The sequence below is a fragment of the Pseudoxanthomonas sp. GW835-FHT14C01 genome, assembly GCF_058793715.1.
In genome coordinates this window covers 1,450,824-1,471,486 of the sequence record NZ_JBXAGB010000001.1, presented here as the reverse complement: position 1 = coordinate 1,471,486, position 20,663 = coordinate 1,450,824, and the positions used below count along the sequence as shown (strand labels likewise).

General features: G+C 61.5%; 17 protein-coding genes. 2 read left to right on the top strand and 15 right to left on the bottom strand.

Annotated elements, in window-relative coordinates; all coding sequences use genetic code 11:
• Nucleotides 1–132: 132 nt before the first annotated feature.
• Together AC1Q5B_RS06410 and AC1Q5B_RS06405 are read left to right on the top strand one after the other, a co-directional pair.
• Entirely contained in the window at nt 133–1,611 is a 1,479-nt protein-coding gene (locus AC1Q5B_RS06410) for a TnsD family Tn7-like transposition protein (protein WP_492630872.1), read from the top strand.
• 84 nt (nt 1,612–1,695) lie between these two features.
• Nucleotides 1,696–2,631: a diacylglycerol kinase catalytic domain-containing protein gene (locus AC1Q5B_RS06405; RefSeq protein WP_492630871.1), complete on the top strand. Its 936-nt coding sequence runs from the start codon at nt 1,696–1,698 to the stop codon at nt 2,629–2,631.
• A gap of 197 nt (nt 2,632–2,828) precedes the next feature.
• Here AC1Q5B_RS06405 and AC1Q5B_RS06400 read toward each other — a convergent pair whose 3' ends face one another.
• The 15 genes from AC1Q5B_RS06400 to AC1Q5B_RS06330 form a co-directional block, all read right to left on the bottom strand.
• Entirely contained in the window at nt 2,829–3,281 is a 453-nt protein-coding gene (locus tag AC1Q5B_RS06400; RefSeq protein WP_492630870.1) for a GIY-YIG nuclease family protein, read from the bottom strand.
• Nucleotides 3,282–3,336: 55 nt separating this feature from the next.
• Complete coding sequence (locus AC1Q5B_RS06395; RefSeq protein WP_492630869.1) at nt 3,337–3,738, bottom strand: hypothetical protein; 402 nt, start codon at nt 3,736–3,738, stop codon at nt 3,337–3,339.
• Between the two features lie 884 nt (nt 3,739–4,622).
• Complete coding sequence (locus AC1Q5B_RS06390) at nt 4,623–5,060, bottom strand: EamA family transporter (RefSeq protein ID WP_492630868.1); 438 nt, start codon at nt 5,058–5,060, stop codon at nt 4,623–4,625.
• A 24-nt stretch (nt 5,061–5,084) separates the two neighbouring features.
• Nucleotides 5,085–6,641, bottom strand: a complete 1,557-nt coding sequence (locus AC1Q5B_RS06385) for an ArnT family glycosyltransferase (RefSeq protein ID WP_492630867.1) — start codon at nt 6,639–6,641, stop codon at nt 5,085–5,087.
• Between the two features lie 133 nt (nt 6,642–6,774).
• A complete protein-coding gene (locus AC1Q5B_RS06380) occupies nt 6,775–7,137 on the bottom strand; it encodes a hypothetical protein (protein WP_492630866.1) in 363 nt (120 codons plus the stop codon).
• A gap of 112 nt (nt 7,138–7,249) precedes the next feature.
• On the bottom strand, nt 7,250–7,999 hold the full coding sequence (locus tag AC1Q5B_RS06375; protein WP_492630865.1) for a hypothetical protein: 750 nt from the start codon (nt 7,997–7,999) through the stop codon (nt 7,250–7,252).
• Between the two features lie 36 nt (nt 8,000–8,035).
• A complete protein-coding gene (locus AC1Q5B_RS06370; RefSeq protein WP_492630864.1) occupies nt 8,036–8,734 on the bottom strand; it encodes a response regulator transcription factor in 699 nt (232 codons plus the stop codon).
• A 48-nt stretch (nt 8,735–8,782) separates the two neighbouring features.
• A complete protein-coding gene (locus AC1Q5B_RS06365; RefSeq protein WP_492630863.1) occupies nt 8,783–11,134 on the bottom strand; it encodes an NADP-dependent malic enzyme in 2,352 nt (783 codons plus the stop codon).
• 157 nt (nt 11,135–11,291) lie between these two features.
• Nucleotides 11,292–12,107, bottom strand: a complete 816-nt coding sequence (locus tag AC1Q5B_RS06360) for a hypothetical protein (RefSeq protein ID WP_492630862.1) — start codon at nt 12,105–12,107, stop codon at nt 11,292–11,294.
• 78 nt (nt 12,108–12,185) lie between these two features.
• The gene (locus AC1Q5B_RS06355) at nt 12,186–12,785 is read right to left on the bottom strand and encodes a hypothetical protein (RefSeq protein ID WP_492630861.1); all 600 of its coding nucleotides are present in this window, start codon (nt 12,783–12,785) and stop codon (nt 12,186–12,188) included.
• Nucleotides 12,786–12,994: 209 nt separating this feature from the next.
• On the bottom strand, nt 12,995–14,506 hold the full coding sequence (locus AC1Q5B_RS06350; protein ID WP_492630860.1) for a hypothetical protein: 1,512 nt from the start codon (nt 14,504–14,506) through the stop codon (nt 12,995–12,997).
• Nucleotides 14,507–14,526: 20 nt separating this feature from the next.
• On the bottom strand, nt 14,527–15,495 hold the full coding sequence (locus AC1Q5B_RS06345) for a YncE family protein (protein ID WP_492630859.1): 969 nt from the start codon (nt 15,493–15,495) through the stop codon (nt 14,527–14,529).
• A gap of 31 nt (nt 15,496–15,526) precedes the next feature.
• Nucleotides 15,527–16,684: a PstS family phosphate ABC transporter substrate-binding protein gene (locus AC1Q5B_RS06340; RefSeq protein WP_492630858.1), complete on the bottom strand. Its 1,158-nt coding sequence runs from the start codon at nt 16,682–16,684 to the stop codon at nt 15,527–15,529.
• A 32-nt stretch (nt 16,685–16,716) separates the two neighbouring features.
• Entirely contained in the window at nt 16,717–18,981 is a 2,265-nt protein-coding gene (locus tag AC1Q5B_RS06335) for a TonB-dependent siderophore receptor (protein WP_492630857.1), read from the bottom strand.
• 87 nt (nt 18,982–19,068) lie between these two features.
• Entirely contained in the window at nt 19,069–20,385 is a 1,317-nt protein-coding gene (locus tag AC1Q5B_RS06330) for a CitMHS family transporter (protein WP_492630856.1), read from the bottom strand.
• Nucleotides 20,386–20,663: the final 278 nt, after the last annotated feature.

Here is a 20,663-nt window from a genome sequence, read left to right as displayed (position 1 = left end):
GCCCAAACGAGCCCAGTACGCTTCTCCGAGATCGTCGACGCGAGAAAAGTTGGCTCAACAGTTTTTTCCTTGGTAGACGATCTTCACGCCGGGACACGTGCTTAACTGATCGGCCCGGAGGAAGTCTTGGCCATGTCAGCCATCCTGCCGCTTCTCCTCGCAAATCAGACCCTTTACAGCTGGTGTAGCCACGCGCACCAGCTGAACTGCAGCACTTCTGCGCATCAGACCAGCGACCAGCTCTTTGGCACGCCATATTCCGCTTTATGCCATGACTTCCCAGCACATCTTCGGACATTGACGCAGAGAACTCGTGGTCAGTTGGGCTCGCCTCGCGAACTGGCCCTCCGCCATACACTCTTGGGCTACTTCCTACCCACCATCGATGACAAGAAAGCAGAAGAGACAATAGACCTCATTACTGAAGGGGCCATCCCTAGTTTGAAGATGCGGCTGGGGATCACAGCTAGCCGGGTGGGCGGATACCATCCGCTCAAGCTATGTTCTGACTGCGCTGGCGAAGAGCAAGGACGGCTTGGATACTCGTACTGGCATATCGAGCACCAGTTTCCTTCAAGCTTTGTTTGCGTGAAGCACGCTCGGCCACTGGTCTTTCTCCGAGACGCTATTACGCCGGTCCATCGACGCTACTGGGTGACTCCTGCGGACCACCAGGATTGCAAACTAATCGAGGTACAAGTTCCCAGCGAAACCGCAATGGCGACTCTTTCTCGCCTCGCTCGCGATTCCCTGGACCTGGCGATGCTTCCGCCTGGTGGCCTTTCACCTGCGCGTGCTGCTGGCGGGTATCAGCGCCTGCTTCGCGGTCGAGGACTGGCGACCAGTCACGGAAACTTGCGCATTGAAAAGCTCGTCTCCCTGATTCGTGAACGTTATCGGGGCCTGGAGGGGCTGCCGGGAATGGCACCGCTGGAATCAGTCGGTTACGAATGGCCGGGTTTGGCGGCTTCACTCTCCAGAAGAAGTCCCCAACCCGGACACCCGCTGAAGCATCTCCTCCTCGTCGGCGCGATCACCGATAGCTGGGAGGAGTTTGTGCAGGCCTGCGAATCTGGCTGCGATAGCGCGCCCCTCGAACACCAGACCAAGCCGCGACCAGTGAAAGATCGGGATCTCACACGATTCAAACAGCTCGTAGCTGAAGGAAGTATGTCGATCTCAGCAGCGTCAAAGATTGTTGGCGTCTCTACAACAACCGGTGTGCAGTGGGCAACGCGATTCGGGATTCCATTCATCAGCCGAAGCAAGTCTGTAACCCCCGCATTGGTTGGTGAAATCCGGAGACTGCTGGCGAAAGGAGAACCCGTTGGGACGATAGCTATGTCCTCTGGCGTTTCTTCCTCCGTTGTCAATCGCATTCTCGGCGCGGATGAGTGCCTAAAGGCACTACGAAGCCGTTCCACGTTCTCCCACAGGAAATTTGTTGCACGCACCAAGTTCTCGCATCTCTGTAAGCGCTACGCCCACCTTCCTCTATCTGAACTTAGAAAACTGCCGGGGAACGGCTACGCGTGGCTCTACAGAAATGATCGACCATGGCTTACTAAAGCACTGCGCCGCCTCGGGCGGCTGCCCAGCAGCGGCTCCTGAGGTCAACCCGGTGTCACAGGTCACATTGGGCTATGTTCCCTCTCTTCGCCCGCCAAGGGCAAGTCCACGGCGCGGGCGTGAGGCATGGAGCCGCTGAGCCAGCGGATCGTCCTAATCGTCCGCAAGACCCGCCTCGAAGACCTGATAGTCCGGTTCAACACGGTTGAGCAGGCACGCTTCTACATCGAGCACCTGGGTGCGGATTTCGGCGACTACGAGGCCGAGCACCGCACCTATCAGCAAGCAGTGCTGACTGCCGAAACCTCGCTGCGCCGCTTTGGTCGCGTGCAGAAGCTCGATCGCAGCTTCCTGCCCAACTTCCTGTTCCCTCCCGAAGCCTTGGTGGTAGTTCTGGGACAGGATGGCCTTGTGGCTAATACCCTGAAATACCTCTCGGGTCAGCCGGTAATCGGCGTGAATCCCGATCCAGCAAGATGGGACGGCGTGCTCCTGCCATTCAAAGTAGGGGACCTCACTTCGATCACGCTCGCCGCTCAGACTGGAACGCGGCCAACCCGCAGCATCACGATGGCACGTGCGCGCCTGAGCGACGGCCAAGAGTTGCACGCGGTCAACGACCTGTTCATTGGTCCGCGCTCACATGTGTCCGCCCGTTACGAAGTTCATGTCGGTGGCCGGAGCGAGACGCACTCCTCCAGCGGGCTAATCGTGTCGACCGGACTCGGCTCTACAGGATGGTTTCGTAGCCTATTGGCGGGCGCAGCGGGAATTGCTGGACAGTCGATGAAAGGATCTATCAAGGAACTGCGCGAGAATGGTTTCCCTTGGGACGCCGACCATCTGCACTTCACAGTTCGCGAGCCGTTCCCAAGTAGGACAACGCAAACAGGCCTTGTGTTCGGGAAGGTCACTCGCAAGCAGCCCCTGCGGCTTGTGTCGCAAATGGCGGGCCATGGTGTGATCTTCAGCGATGGCATAGAGGCCGACTACCTGGAGTTCAACTCCGGAATGACTGCCGTTATTGACGTTGCAGAGCGTAATGGTTGCCTGGTGTGCTAACAGCCAGCGAGTTGGGCATCTCCGCCTAAGGGCGATCGAGTTGGGCGAGAACCGAATGAGCTCTAGCCAGAGCCGCGCATAAGGCGCGTGTCCTATTGATGTCCGCTACCGGCCAGAGGCGGACATCAACGCCTGAATTAATCCGCGCGGCGAAGTGGCGTCGGCTTGAATGAATTGTTCGCCATATGAGGCTAGCTTCACTTCAATCCGCAAACTTCTTGGGTGTAGCGCAGCTCGTATGGGTCGGGCTTAAACATTCCAACCAAGTCTGATTCGAAGAATCTTGTCAGAATTCTCGGGCTCATATGCCCAGCGCTCTTGATTTCTTGTCGGCACCATTCTTCGAGAAGACACTCGATTTGCAGCTGCGCCTCTTCTGGAGTGATCCTGAACCATTCTGACTTCGTGCCATCGTGGTTCAGTATTCGGTAGTCGGAGAAGTAGTGATGAAGGCTCGACTCCACGTGGCCATGCGGGCCAACATTCAGTGGAATGTAATAGGCGACAACCAAGCCGAGCGTTGGGTCGCTAGTACGCTGCTCTCTGAAACGCCTTAGTGGATCGATGCTTTTCCCGATCTTCGAGCGAGTGTAGTCGCTGGAAGAAAGAAAAATGTAGATCCAGCCACCGTCAAACATGATTTCTTCCATTGGCTAACGGCTGAATTAGGCCGACCCGCGAAGCGGGTTCTGCTTGAATGAATTGTTAGGGCTCAACCGTGACATCCGCGAATCCTGCGGCACGGAGCAGCCCCGCGACCTTGCCAACAATTGGGTCATCGGCAGAAATCTTGTTCTTTCCGAGAAGCTTCTGTGTGAACGTGCGATAGCGCTCAAGCATGACATGCCACTCGCCGTAGTCGGGGCGACTAGGGTCCTCGTTTGAGTTGCCGGCCACGCACATAAGGTAGGAGACGCCCTGATACTCAACCTGGTTGGCCCATCCAAAGTCTTCCATACAGATCACATCGGCATCGACGCCGACCTCAGGGAGGGCAGAAACAAGCCATTTGGAGAAGTCCTCGCCAAAGCAGCAGTCGTTAATGAAGTCAGGGCCCACTACGGACAGATTGAATCTATCTGTCTTGCAAGTTATATCGATGACCATAGACCCTCTCCTTGAGCCCTAACTACCTAATAGCCTCATCCCTGGGTCCGGTAATACGATTTATCCACAGCGCATCGTATGGTGGGCTATCCCCTTGATAGGGCTAGATCTTAGGGCTGCTGGGTCCGGCTAACAAGCCGATGCATATCCGGACCCAGCAAGCAGACCAGGCCGCATTTCAAGTGCAGTGGACAAGCACTGATGGATGTCCACTTTGGGTCGGAAACTGCCATGCCCTCTACACTCGATAGACAAGCCGAGGCCCATCCTCCGGCAGGAGCTTTGCATTCAAGCGGGTCGTACGCTCTGCGATGTGGCCTACCGTTCTCGCACCAGTGCATAGGGGAGCATAGCCTTGCCTATTGGCGTGTCAGGCTTCCCATGCAGCGCCCATCAGCAGTAGATGGCCCACCACTTCGCTACCGATCGCATCGGTGGTGGGTCATCCCTGCTGACCAAGCGTGATCGCTGATCAGTGCCCTCACGCTCGCCTACTTGGAGGTACAAACTAGGAGGACGAAGACCCTAATAGGGATCTGACAGGGATCTGACAGGGGGAGTCAACAACAGGCGGAACCATCTTCTATTCGACCTGCATGAGCGAATCCCCCACACGACCGTGGGCGCCCCATGAAACTTTCGAGGGGACGAGCGCATGATGCGTATTTGGTACTACGTAGTCGAGCGCGAGGGCCGCTGGTGGGTCAGTCGCGGCGTGTCGCATGAACTGATAAACCTGCCGAGCCTGGAAACTGCCCGGGCTTACGCCCATGCCTTGGCTCGCTTGCTGCATGAGACCTACCGGCAGCCAGCAGGGGTGCGAGTTTCCGGTCAGGGACGATGGCGCGATGACGCCACCTACGGATAACTAGGCCCGACCACCATTAGACCTTCTTGATCACCAACAACAGCAGTCCGGCTGCCATGAGCGTGATCCCCAACCAGTCCTTAGGCGCGGGTCGCTCACCCAAGATGAAGAAGGCGAAGACTGCGACGAGCACCACACTGAGCTTGTCCACCGGCGCTACACGAAAGGCTTCGCCGACTTGCAGTGCGCGGAAGTAGCACAGCCAGGACGCGCCTGTGGCAACCGCGGAGAGAACCAAGTATCCCAAGGTACGTGCGGGCAGTTGCAAGGGGTTGCTCCACTTGCCTGTGATCCACACCAGCGGCAGAACCAGAGCGCATATCACCACCGTGCGCAGGGCCATCGCCAAGTCCGCGTCCACATCTTTAACGCCCAACTTGGCCAACACCGCAGTGAGGGCCGCAAATACGGCCGACAGTAGCGCCCAGATCACCCAGTGTTCGGGCATCGGCATGGGGAGTCCTCCTTCGTGTGATTGTTAGCGAAAGGCGTTTGTCGCTGGCAGGCCTGGCGCCCCGGGAGGATGGGTCACCTCGAAGATCACGCGCCCCTGGTACTGCTCTCCCAGTGGACGAGCCACATAACCATGGTCGAGTACGATCCGCTCTACCTCTGGCCAGAGGTCTTGCTTGGTGACATAGACCAAGCCCTCCTCCATTCCTGTCTCTTTTATCTCATCCCACAGGGTCTCGTCGTAACTAGGATTGAATCGCGCCTGCGGCGGGAGTTGTCTGGCGACACGCTCAATTTCCACATCCAGATGCAGATGTAAACCGTAACGCGCCATGTCTTCCACAAAGATCACCTCACGCACGGGTGTGCCGGCACGCTGCTCCAGCACGCTCGCCCATACCGAGGCGTCCTTGTGAGTAGGGAAGTAGGCCGCCGCGAACCGCAGCGCCAAGATGACCACCACCCAAGCCCAAACCCACGACAGCGAGGGCCTGCGATAGCCCGGCCAGCACGACACGATCGCCAAGGCGATCGGCGCGAACAGCGGCAAGACGTACAGCGGCAGGCGCGAGCGGGACACGCAGAAGATCAACAGCGGCACCAGGATCCAGAGCGCCAACAGCAGCATCGCTGGATCTGGCTTTGTTCTGGATTGATTCGCCTGGAACACCGTACGCAGCAGTGCGGGCAGCAGCCGCGTCCACCGCAGCAGGCCGACGGTCCATGGCGCGGTCCCCAACAACAGTGTTGGCAGATACACTGCCAACCATCCGTACCACTCTCCATTCCTGCCAAAGCGGTCGCTGGCGACACGATCTACCAGCTCGGCGCCGAGGAAGTACTGCCACAGGCCAGCGTGACGCGCGGCCACTAGGCCGTACCACGGCAGTGCGATGCCCGAGAACAGCGCCAACCCTGCCAGATGCCAGACCGGTGATGCCGGGCTCGGATGCGGGCAGCGCCACGCCAGCAGCATGAGGGCTGGTACGGGCACCAGCGCGGGAGGTCCCTTGGTCAGGAAGGCCAGCCCGAAGCCGGCATACATCACCATCAGACCCCAGGGCTTCGTCCTGCCCTGTCGATCCGGAAAGCGATGGACGATGAAGCCTGTCATGCCGAGCAGTTGGAAGGCGCTGAGCAGGAAATCGGTTGTGATCAGTTGCGCCGCACACGCGGGCAAGAGCATCGTTGCGAACACCAGCGGCGCCCAGTCAGCCGCACCCGGCAGCAGCCGTCTCGCGCAGACGGCTACCAAGCCGAAGCACGCCAGGTACGACAGCGCCACGGGAAGGCGCGCGGCCCACGGGGTCTGCCCGAAGGTCGACACGCTGGCGGCGATCAGCCAGTAGGTCAGCGGCGGCTTGGTCCAGTGCCCGATGTCTTCATTGCGCATCGGGTCCAGCCAGTTGCCGCTGTCCAGCATGGTCAGAGCCACGTTGGTGTAGCGGCCCTCATCCGGATCCCATATCCCGCGCAGGCCAAGAAACGCGAAAGTGAGGATCAGCCCGATCGCGACCAGCGTACAAAGCGATACCTCACGGGTGGAGGACGAAGCGCTGGCGTGTGCGGCATCGACTTGCATTCGGAGCACATCCCATCGTTCAAACCGGATGTGCCCATCGTTGCGATAGCTAGGTCAGACTTTCGTCAGATCGGGCATGACAGTTCTGCGACAAAGCAGAAGCGCCCTGCGATCAATGCAGGGCGCACAGGATTCAACGCACGCGAACGGCAGGATCGGCGTACGGCATATAGCGCTGCATGTGCTTGGGCATCTTCACCCGGCGTGATAGTACATAGCCATCGCGACGATCCAGCAGGACTTCCACCTTCATGCCCTGGGCGTCATAGCCCTTCGCCTTGAGCAACAGGTCGCGCACTTCCAGTTCGGTGACGTGCGCCATTTCACGCGCGGCGATGCGCTCGAGCTGCTCGAACGGCAGCACCGCCGCCGTTGGACGCGGGGAATCGACGTAGGATCGCGGTGCAGGCGATTGGGCGAAGGCGACGTGGGCGGACAGGCCCACCAGCGCCGACAACGCGAAGGCAATTGTCAGGTACTTGGCGCGTGCAGTCATGGGGTATTCCTTCTCGATTGAGCCGCAATCCGGCCCTTCCTGTATACGCAAGTGGACCTGATACGCCCGCCACCCTGCCTGTCAGTTACGTGTCAGCGGAGTCGAAAGCGCCTCAATATTTGTACTCCAGCACCAGCTTGTAGGACGTCTGCGCAGATCCACGCTGGTTGCTCACGCTGCGCCCGACCAGCCCCTGCACTTCGAACGCCTGCGTAGGCCGCCATTTCGCGGCCACATTGGAGCGCACGTGATAGCGTCCGGCGTCATTGAGTGCGGTGTCGGCAAATAGGTCGATACCCACCACCCATGCCGGCGACGGCACGTACTCCACCAGACCGCCCACACCCCATAACTGTTGCGCCCGTTCGGCACCGAAGACGTGGGTATAGCGCGCTTCGGCGGTATAGGTCAGTGCGTCCACCGTACGGCTAGCCCGGAGCGGCAGTTCCAGGGCGTAGCGACCGCGGCCGATGCCACCACGATCATCCCCGACCGGCACGCTGAGCTTCGGTTCGATCAGCCACGCTAGGCGTGTCGGGGTTTCCTTCGCAATCCGGTACTTGAGTTTGACATCGAGATCGCGCGCACCGCTGCGACGCTGACCACTCTGCTCGACCACACCATAGCCGTAGGAGGCCTCGAACGACATCGTCTCGTTGAACGGCAGCGCATATCCGAGCACGGGGCGAGACCACACACGTCCATCCGACGTCTCTTTAAGTGCGATCTCTACCTTCGCCTTCCGCTTGGTGTCGACGCCGGTGCCGCCGACTTCCCAGGGACCCGCCTTGGCGTGCGGCGCCGTAAGCACGCAGACGAAGACAAGCAAGGGTGTTGCGCGCAGCCAGTTCTTCCACTTCATCCCAGAAAGCCTCTCCAAATCATGGAGGCTCCTGTTCTATCGCTGTCCAACTGACATCGCGCTGATGCCGTTTGTCAGGCTGGCCGGACCCGTAAGCTGAGTCGATCCGATGCTCCACGCACGCCGCATCATGAGCAATGCGGCCTGTGTACGCGACCTGCATTCGAGCTTGCTTAGAATGGCCACGACATGGCATTTGACCGTATTTTCCGCGGCTCCTAGTTCGGCACCGATCTGCCTGTTAGATAGCCCCTCGGCTACCAACTCGAGCACCCGCATCTGCTTAGGGGTCAGCTCCGCCAGCTGCAGCGCCAAGACGGTGTCCTTAGATTCGAAAGCACGATCTTCGCGCCTGAACCATTCTCCACCCGACATCACCATCCTCACCGCAGAGCGGAGCGTACTCTCTGAACTTGTCTTCGGTAGGCAGCCAGAAGCGCCGATCTTTTTCGCCTGGTCTGCAATGCCCGGATGGCCGTGCGCCGGCAGCACGATTGATGAGAGCTCCGGCATGTCGCGATGAATGCGACCCAATTCGTGCAATCCCGCTGTGCCCGGTGTATTAATGCTCAAGAGGACAAGATCTATACGCTCTGAACGCAGCTTTCTGGCATAAAGCGCGTCGGCGCTGTGGAACTGCAACACGCCCCCGTCGTGCAGCATGTCCGCAAGTACGTGCGATGTCGCAACCCTAAAAATTGGCTGATCATCGACTATGGCAACTCTCAGGCGCATCCAGAGCCCCTTAGGCTGTCACGCGGGCGTGAGCATGACGGACCGCCATCACTTCTTCGCACGCATCTTGTTCTCGAAGCGGTTTTGGTACTGACGAGCCGTCGCTTGTTTGAGCTGCTGGGCTTCCAGCACGTCCCGTTTGCGAATCTGCGCATCTACGGCAGCGATAGCCGTCATGTTGACGATGCGGCGGGGTGTGGCGCTGGTAGTCAGAATGTGGGCCGGCTTTGAGACCCCCATGAGAATGGGGCCGATGGCTGCCCCATCAGTCATCATGCGGACCATGTTGAAGGTGATGTTGGCCGCATCCAGTGTGGGAAACACGAACAGGTTGGCACGGCCCTTGAGGGTGCTGTCGGGAATTATCCGTGCGCGCAGGGCTTCATCCCATGCCGTGTCGCCCTGCATCTCGCCATCCACGTTGAGCTCGGGTTTGAGCTGGAACAACAGATCACGGACCTTTCGCATTTTCAGCGCGCCAGACGTTTCATGGCTGCCAAAGTTGGAGTGCGAGAGCAACGCTATACGTGGTTCGATGCCGAATAGCTTCAGGCGGTAGACAGCCTGCAGGGTAGCCTCCGCGATCTGTTCGGGCGTTGGATCTTCTTGTACGTGCGTATCTAGGAAGAAATAGGCGCCTTGCTGATTGATCACACCAGTCATGGCCGAGGTCGATTGCAGGCCCGGGTCCAGCGGGATCACGCTGCGCACGTAGCCGAGCTTCTTGTGGAAGCGGCCGACCAGTCCGGTGATCATGGCGTCGGCTTCCCCGCGTGCCACCATCACCGCAGCGATCAGCGTGGGACGCGAACGCATCAGGTTCTTGGCTGCCGCTTCGGTGACCCCGCGCCGGCACGTCAGACGGTGATAGTGCTGCCAGTAGTCGTTGAAGCGCGGATCGTCGAGGATGTTCGTGAGCTCGAAGTCCTCGCCCGCCCGCATGCGCAAGCCCATCCGGGCGATACGTGCTTCTATCACGTCCGGTCGTCCGATCAGGACGGGGAACGCCAGACATTCGTCAATCACCGTCTGCACCGCACGCAGCACGGTCTCTTCTTCGCCCTCGGCGTAGACCACGCGCTGGCGTTCGGATCGCGCGCGGTCGTACAACGGCTTCATCATCAGGCTGGTGCGGTAGACGAACTGGCCCAGCTTCTCACGATAGGCCGCCATGTCGGCGATCGGGCGCAATGCCACGCCGGAGTCCATCGCCGCCTGCGCCACGGCTGGAGCGAGTTCCACCAGCAGGCGCGGATCGAATGGACGCGGGATAAGGTAGTCGGGACCAAAACTGGGGATGTCTTCCCCATAGGCCGCACCCAGATCGGTGGCCTCGCGCCGCGCCAGCTTGGCGATGGCGTGCACGCAGGCGACCTTCATTTCCTCGTTAATCACCGTGGCACCAACATCGAGCGCGCCGCGGAAGATATACGGAAAGCAGAGTGCGTTGTTGACCTGGTTCGGGTAGTCGCTACGGCCAGTGCCGATGATGACGTCCGAACGTGCGGCCTTGGCATCGTCCGGCGTGATCTCCGGAGCCGGATTGGCCAACGCCAGGATGATCGGTTGGCGCGCCATCGTCGCTACTATCTCCGGCTTCAGGATGCCGCCGGCCGACAGGCCCAGGAAGATGTCGGCACCGTCGACGATCTCGGCCAGCGTGCGCTTGCCGGTGGGACGCGCATAGCGCGCCTTGTCGGGATCCAGGCCGGGGCGGCCGGCGTACAGCACGCCTTCGTGATCTAGCGCTAGGATGTTGTCAGGATTGAGACCTAGCGCGACCAGCATGTCCAAGCAGGCGATGCCGGCAGCACCGACACCGGTGGTCGCCAGTACGACGTCTTCGATCTTCTTGCCGATCACTTCCAGCGCGTTGACCACCGCCGCGCCGACGATGATCGCCGTGCCGTGCTGGTCGTCATGGAACACCGGGATCTTCATCCGCTCGCGCAGCTTGCGCTCGACGATGAAGCACTCGGGCGCCTTGATGTCTTCCAGGTTGATGCCGCCGAAGGTCGGCTCCAGCGAGGCGATGATGTCGACCAGCTTGTCCGGATCGGTCTCGTCGATCTCGATGTCGAACACGTCGATGCCGGCGAACTTCTGGAACAGCACACCCTTGCCTTCCATCACCGGCTTGCCGGCCAGCGGACCGATGTTGCCCAGGCCCAGCACGGCGGTGCCGTTGGTGACCACGGCCACCAGGTTGCCGCGCGCGGTCAGCTCGCTGGCGGTGTTCGGATCCTCGACGATGGCTTCGCAGGCATAGGCCACGCCCGGCGAGTACGCCAGCGCGAGATCACGCTGGGTCAGCATTGGCTTGGTCGGCGTGACCTTGATCTTGCCCGGCGGTGATTGCTGGTGATACTCCAGCGCGGCCTGGCGGAACTCGTCGGTCATCGGCGTTAGTGAATTCTTGGATATCGTGGGAGAGGCTCGCTGGAGCGAGGGGCTCCAGCGTATCAATGCGCCCGGGTCATGATGTATCCACCCCGCCCGCCCGATGGAGAAAGCCCCGGGCGCGCGGATGGATACGAGGGCAACAGCAGGTTTTGCCTTACTGCAGCGGTACTGGCTTGGAGATGACTTCGGCGAAGTCGCGACGCAGCGCCTTCTTCGTGCCATCGATGTGCTGCCACGCCGGATAGTCGCCGCCCAGCAGCAGCTTCTTGTAGTTGCCCTTCACCGAGTCCTTGCGCTTGAACTCGTCCTGGCTGGCGTATTGGGTCACGAGGAACGCCTTGGGCTTGGCCACGCCACCGGTGGCTTCACGCTCCAGATACATCGTGTAGCGGGTCATGATGCCGGACGAGTACTGGTTACCCATGTTCGGATCGATGTAGTCGTCGGTGAACTCCTGGTACTTATCCTTGTCCACCAGCGACTCGTACACGCCGGTGACGAACACCGATTGGCTCGGATCGTTCTTGCGGCTGCGCTTGTCGAGCAGCACGTCCACGCGGCTGACAATCACATCCGGGCCCAGCGCGCTCGCGCTGTTGGCCTTGAATGCCTCAAAGGCCGCCTCGCTGGGGAAGTCCAGCAGCGCGAAATCGGCAAACGCCTGGCTGTAGCCTTCCTTGACCTCATGCTCGACGTACTGGGTCAGCACCACGTCCGACAGCGTGCCGTCGGCTTTCCAGCCGGCGAGTTTCTGCGCCAGATCGGCCGGCGCCTTCTTGTCGGGCAGGACGAACAGCAGGGCGTGAGCCGGCGTCTCGGTGGCACTGGCCGCCGGCGCGCTTTCACTGGCTGCAACGACAGGCTCAGGCGTGGAAGTAGCGGCCTCCTTCTTGCCGCAGGCCACCAGGGCCACGCAGGCCAGCATCAGGCCCAGCCATGTCGACGTCTTGGATTGAAGCGGGTATTTCATCGGGTCTCTCCACTTTCTTAAGGGGTGCCCCGCATCGCTGACGCGGGGAAGGTTCTCGTCATGTCTTGATGCAGGGGATCAGCGAGCCGGTACGGCCAACGTCCAGCTCTGGGTGGTCCGCAGGGATTCCTTCAGCTCGTACTGGCGCGTGTACTCAGCGTCCACGCGTGCAATGTCCTCGCTGAGCTTTTCCTTGATCGGCTCGGCTGCCTGTTCGGTCTTGGCATCGGTGTATTCCAGTACCAGCAGGGCGCGCCCTCCCTGCCCGTGTTCCAGGTACATGGCATACCGGGTCAGGATCTTGTGCTTGTGTTGGGCTTCCAGGTACTTGGTCAGGTAACCGTCCACCCAGGCCTGGAAAGCCTCCCGCGAGGACGTCAGGGTGTAGTAGCTGATTTTGTAAACCGGCTGGCTGCCCGCGGCCGGAGCACTGCCCCCTTCGGTCAGCACATCAGCGACGGTGGCCTTGACCGGTGCCGCCAGCGCATTCGTGTTCTTGGCCTGCCACGCCGCCAGCTGTGCGGCATCGGCGAAGTTGAGCACCGCCATCGCGCCAAAGCCGGAAGGCTTCTCGCGCTTGACGCTATCCACCCACACCACGTTCTGCGCACCGAGTTCGGAACGCCACTGGGCGACATGGCCCGACAGCGCGGCCGGCTTGGCGGTTCCTTCGGGCACCACCAGAATCAGATCATCATCTGCCTTGGCAGCCTGCAGACCGGCCAACAGCAAGCCGGTAGTCAAGGCACTGGCAGCAAGCCAACGGATAGGGAGAGGAAGAGCGAGCGAAGCCGTTTTCATAGGACGTTCCTGCAAGGAAGTGACGCCACAAGCGGTAGAGGGTGCGCGGCGCCGGACGACGAGGACCGACGCCGCGCGGGGGGAGATCAAGGATTGGGCGGGGTGAGGAGCCACTGCAGCGCGGCGCCGTAGACGGCCTGCCCTTCTTCGGTCAGGTCGGGAAAGCGCGGGGCATCGAGCGGAAACAGGAAGCGGCGCGCCGGGGCTTGGCTCTCATCGGCCATCGTGGCGCCCTTCTCGAAGGCGAACATAGTGGCGTGCTCGGGCTGGTTGGGAATGGTGGCGATCACCTGCGCGCCGGCCGGCGGACGCGACCAGGCCAACACGCCCGGCGTGCGGTAGAGCTTGAGCTGGCCAGGCGAGAGGCCGGCGGCCACCGGATGGTACGAGCGCACCAGGTGCACGTAGTTCTCCGGCGGATACAGGCTTTCCTTGTGGTCGTTGACGCCGTAGTCAGTGTTGCGACGACGGCTGACCATGCCCAGCGCATCCACCGCCTTGGCTTCCAGCAGCAGCACCGGGATGTTCACATCGGCGTACTTCACACCGAGCTTGTACTTGTTGGTGCTGGCCGAAATGATCACCAGGTCCATGCCCTTGGCGCGGCTGTCCGGCTCCATGTGATCGGCCGTGCTCACCTCAAAGCCCAGGGACTTCAACCAGGCCAGCTGCGCCTGATCGGAGGCCTCGTTTTCCGGCCACGGCAGATCGTAGCGGCGCACGAACAGCACCTTCTTGCCACGGGCCGTGCGTTCCAACGCGGTGCGCTGTTCGGCCAGCGAAGCAGTTACGCGTGCCTGCGGCGGACTGACCGCCCACTTGAGCGCGGCATCAAACAGGCGCCGGCCACTGAACCAGGCGTATTCCTTCGGATCTTCGGCTGCTGGGCCCTGTGCATCGGAAAGGATCGACCAGCTGTTGTGACCCAAGAACAGGCCCACGCGCCGGGCCGGGGCCACCGCATCCCCCATCATGGCCGCGCCGCGCTCGTAGGAGAACACGGCGGCCTGGTCCACATCGCCACCAAACACTACCGCGATGTCGGCGCCTCGACTGGGCTTACCCCAGCTTGGATCGGTCACACCACCGCTAAACAGCAGCGGGGCGAACATGCCCTGCGGAATCTTGGCCGCACGCAAGATCTGATTGGTCGAACTGGTGGCGTGCGCGTAGTAGTCGGCATGGTTCTCGTTGTGGAACGGCTTCTCGCGCACGACCGAGAAGTCCTCGTGCAACTTGTCTCCCGTCATGCCCAGCAGCGGAAAGCTGTAGGCGCTCCAGGTCACCACCGGTATGTTGGCCTCCCGGTACTTCCCACCCAACTCGCGCGCATTGACGGTGGAGGAGATCAGCACCAGGTCCTTGCCGTTCACTGCCGCGGCATCAGTCGCCTTTGCCGTCGTGACGGTGGCGCCGAGCGTGCCCAGGTAGTCGCGGATCAGCGGATCGTCGTTGGGCACGTCCTTGGCGGTGGCACCGATGACGAACAAGATCTGTTTGCCCTTGAGCGCGTCATCGCGCACGGCCTGCTGCGCGTGGGCGTGCGTGGCCAGCAGAGCGAAGGAAAGCACGGCCAGATGTTTGAAGGTCTTGATCATGGAATTGTCTCGGCTCGTGCTCACTTGCCCACCACCTGGATGCCATTGGCCCCGGCCACAAAGGCCCTGCCCGTCTTCTCGTCAAACGCCACTGCCGTACCCGCCGCGACCTTGGGCACGGTGGCCTCCAGGGACGGTGTCAGCTTGGCGTTCTGCACCACGTCCAGACTGCCGTCGGCATTGGGCATGTACAGGCGCACCAGACGCGCCGGGGCGTACTGAATCGCGATGCCGGCCGCGCCGGTGCCTTCGGTGTTGACCACGTTGAGCATCTGCCCAGGATCCGGATCTACGACAATCATCTTGCTGTTGCCGGTGGCCACGTAGATGCGGCGTTCTTTGACATCATTGACCAGCGCCGTGGGAGCCTTGCCCGGCCACACCGAGATCGTGCCAAGCGACTTGAACGAGGCGGTATCCACGACGTGCAGCAGATCGCGCGCTTCGTCGGCCACGAACAGATGGCCGCGGCCGTCGGCGGAGGCCTGGCGCAGGCGCCCCCCTAGAGCGAGCGAGCCCTTACGCGCGCCATTGCGTGCATCCAGGGCCACGAGCTGGCCGCCCTTGGCGTTGGAGACATAGACCACTCCGGTCTTGGCGTCGTACTCCAGCTCACGTGGCTCGCTGCCACCGGAGCTGACCGTGTTCACCGCGGCCAGCGATTCCAAATCAAAGACGAGGACCGTGGCACGATCCACGGCGGTGGCGTAGCCCCGGCGTAGATCTGGTGCCAGCGCCAAGCCGCCCACATTGCCCTCGATAGCCAGCGTGCCCACCTTCTGGCCGTTGTCGATGTCATAGACATCCACCCCGCCTTGCCGGCCGGCGTAGAGACGGCGCGCTATGCTATCTACGGCCAGCGCCTGGGCGCTGCCGGGGCTGTCGCTACCCAGCGTACTGAGCGCCTTGTAGCCCTGCGCCATGGCCGGCGCTGGCATCCAAGCCGTGGCCAGCAATAGCGAAGTCAATGCGAGCGAAATGGGTTTCATGGAAATTCCTATAGGAAGTTCGACGTGCTTTTCAGCGCGTCAGGGTCTGACGTCCGGGTGCAGCCTGCACCTCGCGCAAGGGCAGGAAGATGCCGTGGTCGCGCACGACCTGCTGGCCCTCCTGGCTGAGCACAAAGCGCAGGAACTCATTGAGCGCGGGGGGCAGTGGCTTGCCCGGCGTCTTGTTGACGTTGAAATAGACCAGTCGCGTGAGCGGATACTTGGCCATCGCCACGTTCTCGTAGCTCGGCGCCACCGGCGCGCTGCCCGGCGTGGTGACCAGCGGCAGCATGCGTACCGGGGCATCGATGTAGGCCAGACCCGAGTAGCCGAGTGCATAGCGGTCCTGGGCGACGTTGGCCGCCAGAGGGAACACCACCTTCTCGAAGTGGATGTCGTCGCGCCACTCACCGCGCTTGCCGCCACGATCAAGAATCTTCTGCCGGATGAACTCCTCGAAGCCGTTCCAGGGCTTGATGCCGTGCACGTTGATCTTCTTATCGGCCCACTCCCCCGTCAGGCCCAACTGGCCCCACGTGGTGATTGCCGACTGACCGCTGTGGCGGGTACTGGAGTAGATCGCATCGATCTGGTCGTAACTTAGCTGCCGGATCGGATTGTCCGGATGGACGAAGAACCCCATCGCATCCAGGAAACCGTAGTGGCGATAGCTGCCGCCGGAGATCGGAATGCTGGTCGGGCCGTATCCGAAGCGCGCGTTGAACTCGGTCAGATCCTCAGGCTTGAGCTCCCGGGAGACGAACACGAAATCCACCGACTCCTTGATCAGTTCTTTGGTGCCCAGGCTGCCTGCGAACGGCGGCTCGATGCTCAGCTTCACGTCCGGGTGATAGGCCGCGAAGCGCTCGAACCACATGCCGACCAGGCCGACCAATACGTCGGAAGAGGCGCCATTGAAGCTGCCACTGAGTTTCACGCCCGGGGTGGGGACGTACTTGGGCAGCTGCAAATCCACGCTGGGCTGCATCAGCTCCGGCGCAGGCGTCCGGCGGCCACGCTGGCGTCCGGCTTCCTTCTCCTCTTCGGTCTGCGGCGCGTTGACCGGCAGCGGTGCTTCCAGCCACTCCACCGGACCGCTCAGCTGTGGGCGTGGCTTGGCCGGACCGGCCTCTGCGGCAAGCGCCGCATGGGCGAGGGTCAACGCACAGGTCATCATCAGCAACGTCATGGCAAGGATGAGGACGGCAGCACTGCGACGACTCACCATAGGGGGATTCTCACGGACAGGGTGATGTTGCGCGGCACGCCCGGGACGACGCCGTTCTCGTTGGTCGTGGAGTTCACGCCTTCGAAGTAAAGCTTGTCGAACACGTTGCCGATCTTGAGCGTGAAGTCATAGCGATCGGCCACGCGGTAGTACAAGGCCAGATCGGCCACGGTGTAGGACGGCAGGATCAGCACGCGCTGGTCATTGGCGCTGGGCAGGCTGCCGGCGATCTCGCTGCTGTAAGACAGACCCGCACCGATGCCCAGGTTGCGCAGCGGGCCTTCATTGAAGTCATAGCGCGTCCACAGGTTCGCCGACTTGAGCGCCGAGTTAGTGAGCCGTGCGCCGACCAGCGGCGCAGCACCGGCTGCGTAGGTTTCGGAAACGTAGGCGTCGGTGTAGGCAATGCCGCCGATCAGCTGTAGGTTCTCGCTGACCTGGTAGTTCAGTTCGAACTCAGTGCCCTTGGACCGCTCTGCCCCCACCTGCTGCGAGCAGGTACCACCGACGCCGGTGTTACAGGCAATCGGGGCGACTGTGTTGGACTTTTCAATATCGAAGAAGGCCAGCGTGGCGGTCAGGCGGTTGTCCAGCAGTTCGGTCTTGGCGCCGATCTCGTACTGGCGGCCCTCCTGGGGGTCGAACGGATTGGGGTTGCCGGCCGCATCCTGCACGCCGGCCGCTTGCGGGACGTAGGAGGTGGCGTAGCTGGCGTACAGGGTCCAGTTGGGCTTGGGGTGGAACAGCAGGCCAGCGCTGGGGAGCACGGTCGAAGACGAGGTGGAGTTGCGCGTCAACGGCGGGGTCTTGCGCTCCTCGGCATCCTGCTTCTCATCGGCATAGCGCAGGCCCAAGCTGACTTTCCAGTGCTCAGATAGGGTCATCAGGTCGGACACGTAGACACCCAGCGAGGTGTTCTCGGTGTAGCGGCGGTTGACCGGACCGGCGGGGAAGCTGCTCAGCGGCGGGGTCTGGCCCAGGATCGGGTTGTAGACGCTGACGTTGATGCGGCCCGGGCCAGGCAGCGAAGCCGCACCGCTGGCAGGACCATCGAAGAACTGGATGCGCTCGAAGTCTGTGGTATCCACGCCGTAGGTAGCGCCGACCAGGAACTTGTGCTCAACCGGACCGGTGGCGAACGGAATGGAGAAGTTGCCGTCGAAGTAGTCGTAGTCGCGCTGATTGAACTGTTGGCGCGCGCGTCGGCGCAAGGTCACGCCATCGGCCAGCACGCCGACGTTATCAAAGCCCTGGGCATAGTCCTCACCACGAACGCTACGCGCGGCCAGATTCAGGGTGCTTCCATTCTGGAAATAGTGCGAGACGGTCACCGTGCCCGAGTAAGCCTTCTCATCGGCGGTATCGCCCTTCTCCTGATAACGCGTGCGGATATCCGCGATCCGGTTGGCGTCCTTGTTCGGTGCCACCAGCTGGTTGTTCTCGTAAGAGTTCTCGCGCTTGCGGTACTCGAAGGCGGCCGTGATCTGGGTAGCATCGGTGGCATGCCAGGTCAGGCTCGGCGCGATGTACTGCGATTCATCCCAGCTGTTGTAACGGAAGCCATCCTTGTCGGCGTACTCGGCCACCAGGCGATACAGGAAGCGCTGTTCGCTGTCGATCGGGCCGGTGAAATCCAAACCCAGGTTGTAGCCATTGGCATCGCCGGCGGACAGGCCCCCGCCGCTGTAGGTGCTGCCGCGCAGGTCGATCAGCGCGGCAGACTTGGCCTTGGGCTTCTTGGTGATGATGTTGACGAAGCCACCGGGCTGGGCGCCGCCATACAGGATCGAGGCCGGACCCTTCACCACTTCCACACCTTCGGCGGCGAAAGTGGGCGGCGAGCCAAAGCGGCCAGCAACACCGGGCATGCCATCGACCATGATCGCGTTCTTGTCCGCCTGCGTGCTCTTGAAACCGCGGATCGAGATGTCGTAACCGGTGTTGCCGCCGCGGCGCACGCCAGTCATGTAGCTATAGAGATCGGCCACGCTGGTGGTCTCGATCGATTTCATGAACGAGTCGCTGTATGCGGCCACGGAGAACGGCGTCTCCATCACCGTGATGTCCTGCTTCATCGCGCTCTTGGCACCTTGGGCGACGAACTTGCCCTGGACCTGGACCGCATCCAAGGTGGTGGCATCCTGGCTGGATGCGGCCGCTTCCGTGCTCTGGGGCTCCTCAGTCGGGGTTTCCTGCGCATACGCACCCTGCGCCAGTCCCATCACAACAGCGACAGCAAGTAGATTCTTACGAGCCATGATCTCCCCTCCCAAGGCGACCAAACAAACATGGATTGTTGAGTTACGGAACTAACACAGATCAATTGCAATGTTGGCGCCGGATCCTCAGCGCACTACGAACGGGAAAACCGCACAGGCCATCGCGGTGACCATCATCAGCAGGCAGATCAGTACCGCCCACTTCAGGGTGAACTTCTGGTGATCACCGAACTCCACGCCGGCCAGACCCACCAGCAGATAGGTCGAAGGCACCAATGGGCTGAGCAAATGCACCGGCTGACCAATCAGCGAGGCGCGTGCCATCTCCACCGGTGTAATCCCGTAGGTCTGCGCGGCCTGCGAGACAATCGGCAGCACGCCGTAGTAGAAGGCGTCATTGGAGATGAAGAAGGTGAACGGCATGCTGGCCAAAGCCGTGATCGTGGCCAAGTACGGGCCCCACGCATCCGGGATGATCGCCAGGAAGCTGCCCGACATGGCCTCGACCATGCCGGTACCGGACAGAATGCCGGTGAACACGCCAGCGGCGAAGATCACCGCTACCACCGGCAGCGCGTTCTTGGCGTGCTCGGAGATGCGCTCACGCTGCAGCTTCACGCAGGGATAGTTGACCACCACTGCGATCGAGAAGCCGACCATGAAGAGCACCGACAAAGGCAGCACGCTCAGCACCAGGCAAACCATCAGGGCAGCCGTCAGCGCCACGTTGAACCACAACAGGCGTGGGCGCTTGAGTTGCAAGGCGCCTTCCTCGGCGGGAAGCAGGGCGCTGTCCAGGATTTCCGGCGAACCGTGCAAATCGATCGTGCCCAGACGCAGGCGCTCACGCTTGCCCAGTACATAGGCCAGGCCGAACACTCCGAGCACTCCAACGATCATGGAGGGAATCATCGGTACGAACACATCCGACGGATCCACGTGCAACGCGCTGGCTGCACGCGCCAGCGGCCCACCCCACGGGGTGAGGTTCATCACACCGCCGGCAAGGATGGTCACGCAGGTCAGGCTCAACGCATCCATGCCCAGGCGGCGATACAGCGGCAGCATCGCGGCGACAGTAATCATGTAGGTGGTCGAACCGTCGCCGTCGAGCGATACGAAGGCGGCCAAGATGGCGGTACCCACCACGACCTTGAGCGGATCGCCGCCCACAGCCTTCAGGATGCGGCGGATGACCGGATCGAACATGCCCGCATCGATCATCACGCCGAAGTAGAGGATGGCAAACATCAGCATCACGCCGGTGGGGGCCAACGTCTTGATGCCATCGAGCATCATCTTGCCCAGCTCCGGTCCACCGAAACCGCCGATCAAGGCGAACAGGATCGGGATCGTGATCAGCGCCACCAGCGGCGAAAGCCGCTTGGTCATGATCAGCGCCATGAACGCGATCACCATTCCAAAGCCCAGCAAGGTCAGCACCGCCTGCTCCTTATCCCCTTCCCCAGGGACCGTCGGTTCACGACAGGCGTCTGCCTTGCCGTCCACCCTTCGCCGAATTCCAGTCAGCGCTGAGCGTGGAGGGATACTAAGCACGCCTTACTGTCGAACACCTGACATTGCAACGCAGCATTTTTGCTCGCCGCCGCCCGCTCGAAGGACAAGAAAAACCCCCGAAAAACAGGGGTTTTAAAGCATTACAACCGAACTCGTAATGTCAGACTTCTGTCAGATGTCGCGCAGGCAGATTGCCTGTTCAG

What these genes read in the sequence shown, in the direction of transcription:
- AC1Q5B_RS06375 (WP_492630865.1), bottom strand. Translation starts at nt 7,999, where the DNA reads ATGAAGTGGAAGAACTGGCTGCGCGCAACACCCTTGCTTGTCTTCGTC.
- AC1Q5B_RS06335 (WP_492630857.1), bottom strand. Translation starts at nt 18,981, where the DNA reads ATGGCTCGTAAGAATCTACTTGCTGTCGCTGTTGTGATGGGACTGGCG.
- AC1Q5B_RS06370 (WP_492630864.1), bottom strand. Translation starts at nt 8,734, where the DNA reads ATGCGCCTGAGAGTTGCCATAGTCGATGATCAGCCAATTTTTAGGGTT.
- AC1Q5B_RS06385 (WP_492630867.1), bottom strand. Translation starts at nt 6,641, where the DNA reads ATGCAAGTCGATGCCGCACACGCCAGCGCTTCGTCCTCCACCCGTGAG.
- AC1Q5B_RS06400 (WP_492630870.1), bottom strand. Translation starts at nt 3,281, where the DNA reads ATGGAAGAAATCATGTTTGACGGTGGCTGGATCTACATTTTTCTTTCT.
- AC1Q5B_RS06340 (WP_492630858.1), bottom strand. Translation starts at nt 16,684, where the DNA reads ATGACGTTGCTGATGATGACCTGTGCGTTGACCCTCGCCCATGCGGCG.
- AC1Q5B_RS06380 (WP_492630866.1), bottom strand. Translation starts at nt 7,137, where the DNA reads ATGACTGCACGCGCCAAGTACCTGACAATTGCCTTCGCGTTGTCGGCG.
- AC1Q5B_RS06345 (WP_492630859.1), bottom strand. Translation starts at nt 15,495, where the DNA reads ATGAAACCCATTTCGCTCGCATTGACTTCGCTATTGCTGGCCACGGCT.
- AC1Q5B_RS06365 (WP_492630863.1), bottom strand. Translation starts at nt 11,134, where the DNA reads ATGACCGACGAGTTCCGCCAGGCCGCGCTGGAGTATCACCAGCAATCA.
- AC1Q5B_RS06390 (WP_492630868.1), bottom strand. Translation starts at nt 5,060, where the DNA reads ATGCCGATGCCCGAACACTGGGTGATCTGGGCGCTACTGTCGGCCGTA.
- AC1Q5B_RS06410 (WP_492630872.1), top strand. Translation starts at nt 133, where the DNA reads ATGTCAGCCATCCTGCCGCTTCTCCTCGCAAATCAGACCCTTTACAGC.
- AC1Q5B_RS06350 (WP_492630860.1), bottom strand. Translation starts at nt 14,506, where the DNA reads ATGATCAAGACCTTCAAACATCTGGCCGTGCTTTCCTTCGCTCTGCTG.
- AC1Q5B_RS06405 (WP_492630871.1), top strand. Translation starts at nt 1,696, where the DNA reads ATGGAGCCGCTGAGCCAGCGGATCGTCCTAATCGTCCGCAAGACCCGC.
- AC1Q5B_RS06395 (WP_492630869.1), bottom strand. Translation starts at nt 3,738, where the DNA reads ATGGTCATCGATATAACTTGCAAGACAGATAGATTCAATCTGTCCGTA.
- AC1Q5B_RS06360 (WP_492630862.1), bottom strand. Translation starts at nt 12,107, where the DNA reads ATGAAATACCCGCTTCAATCCAAGACGTCGACATGGCTGGGCCTGATG.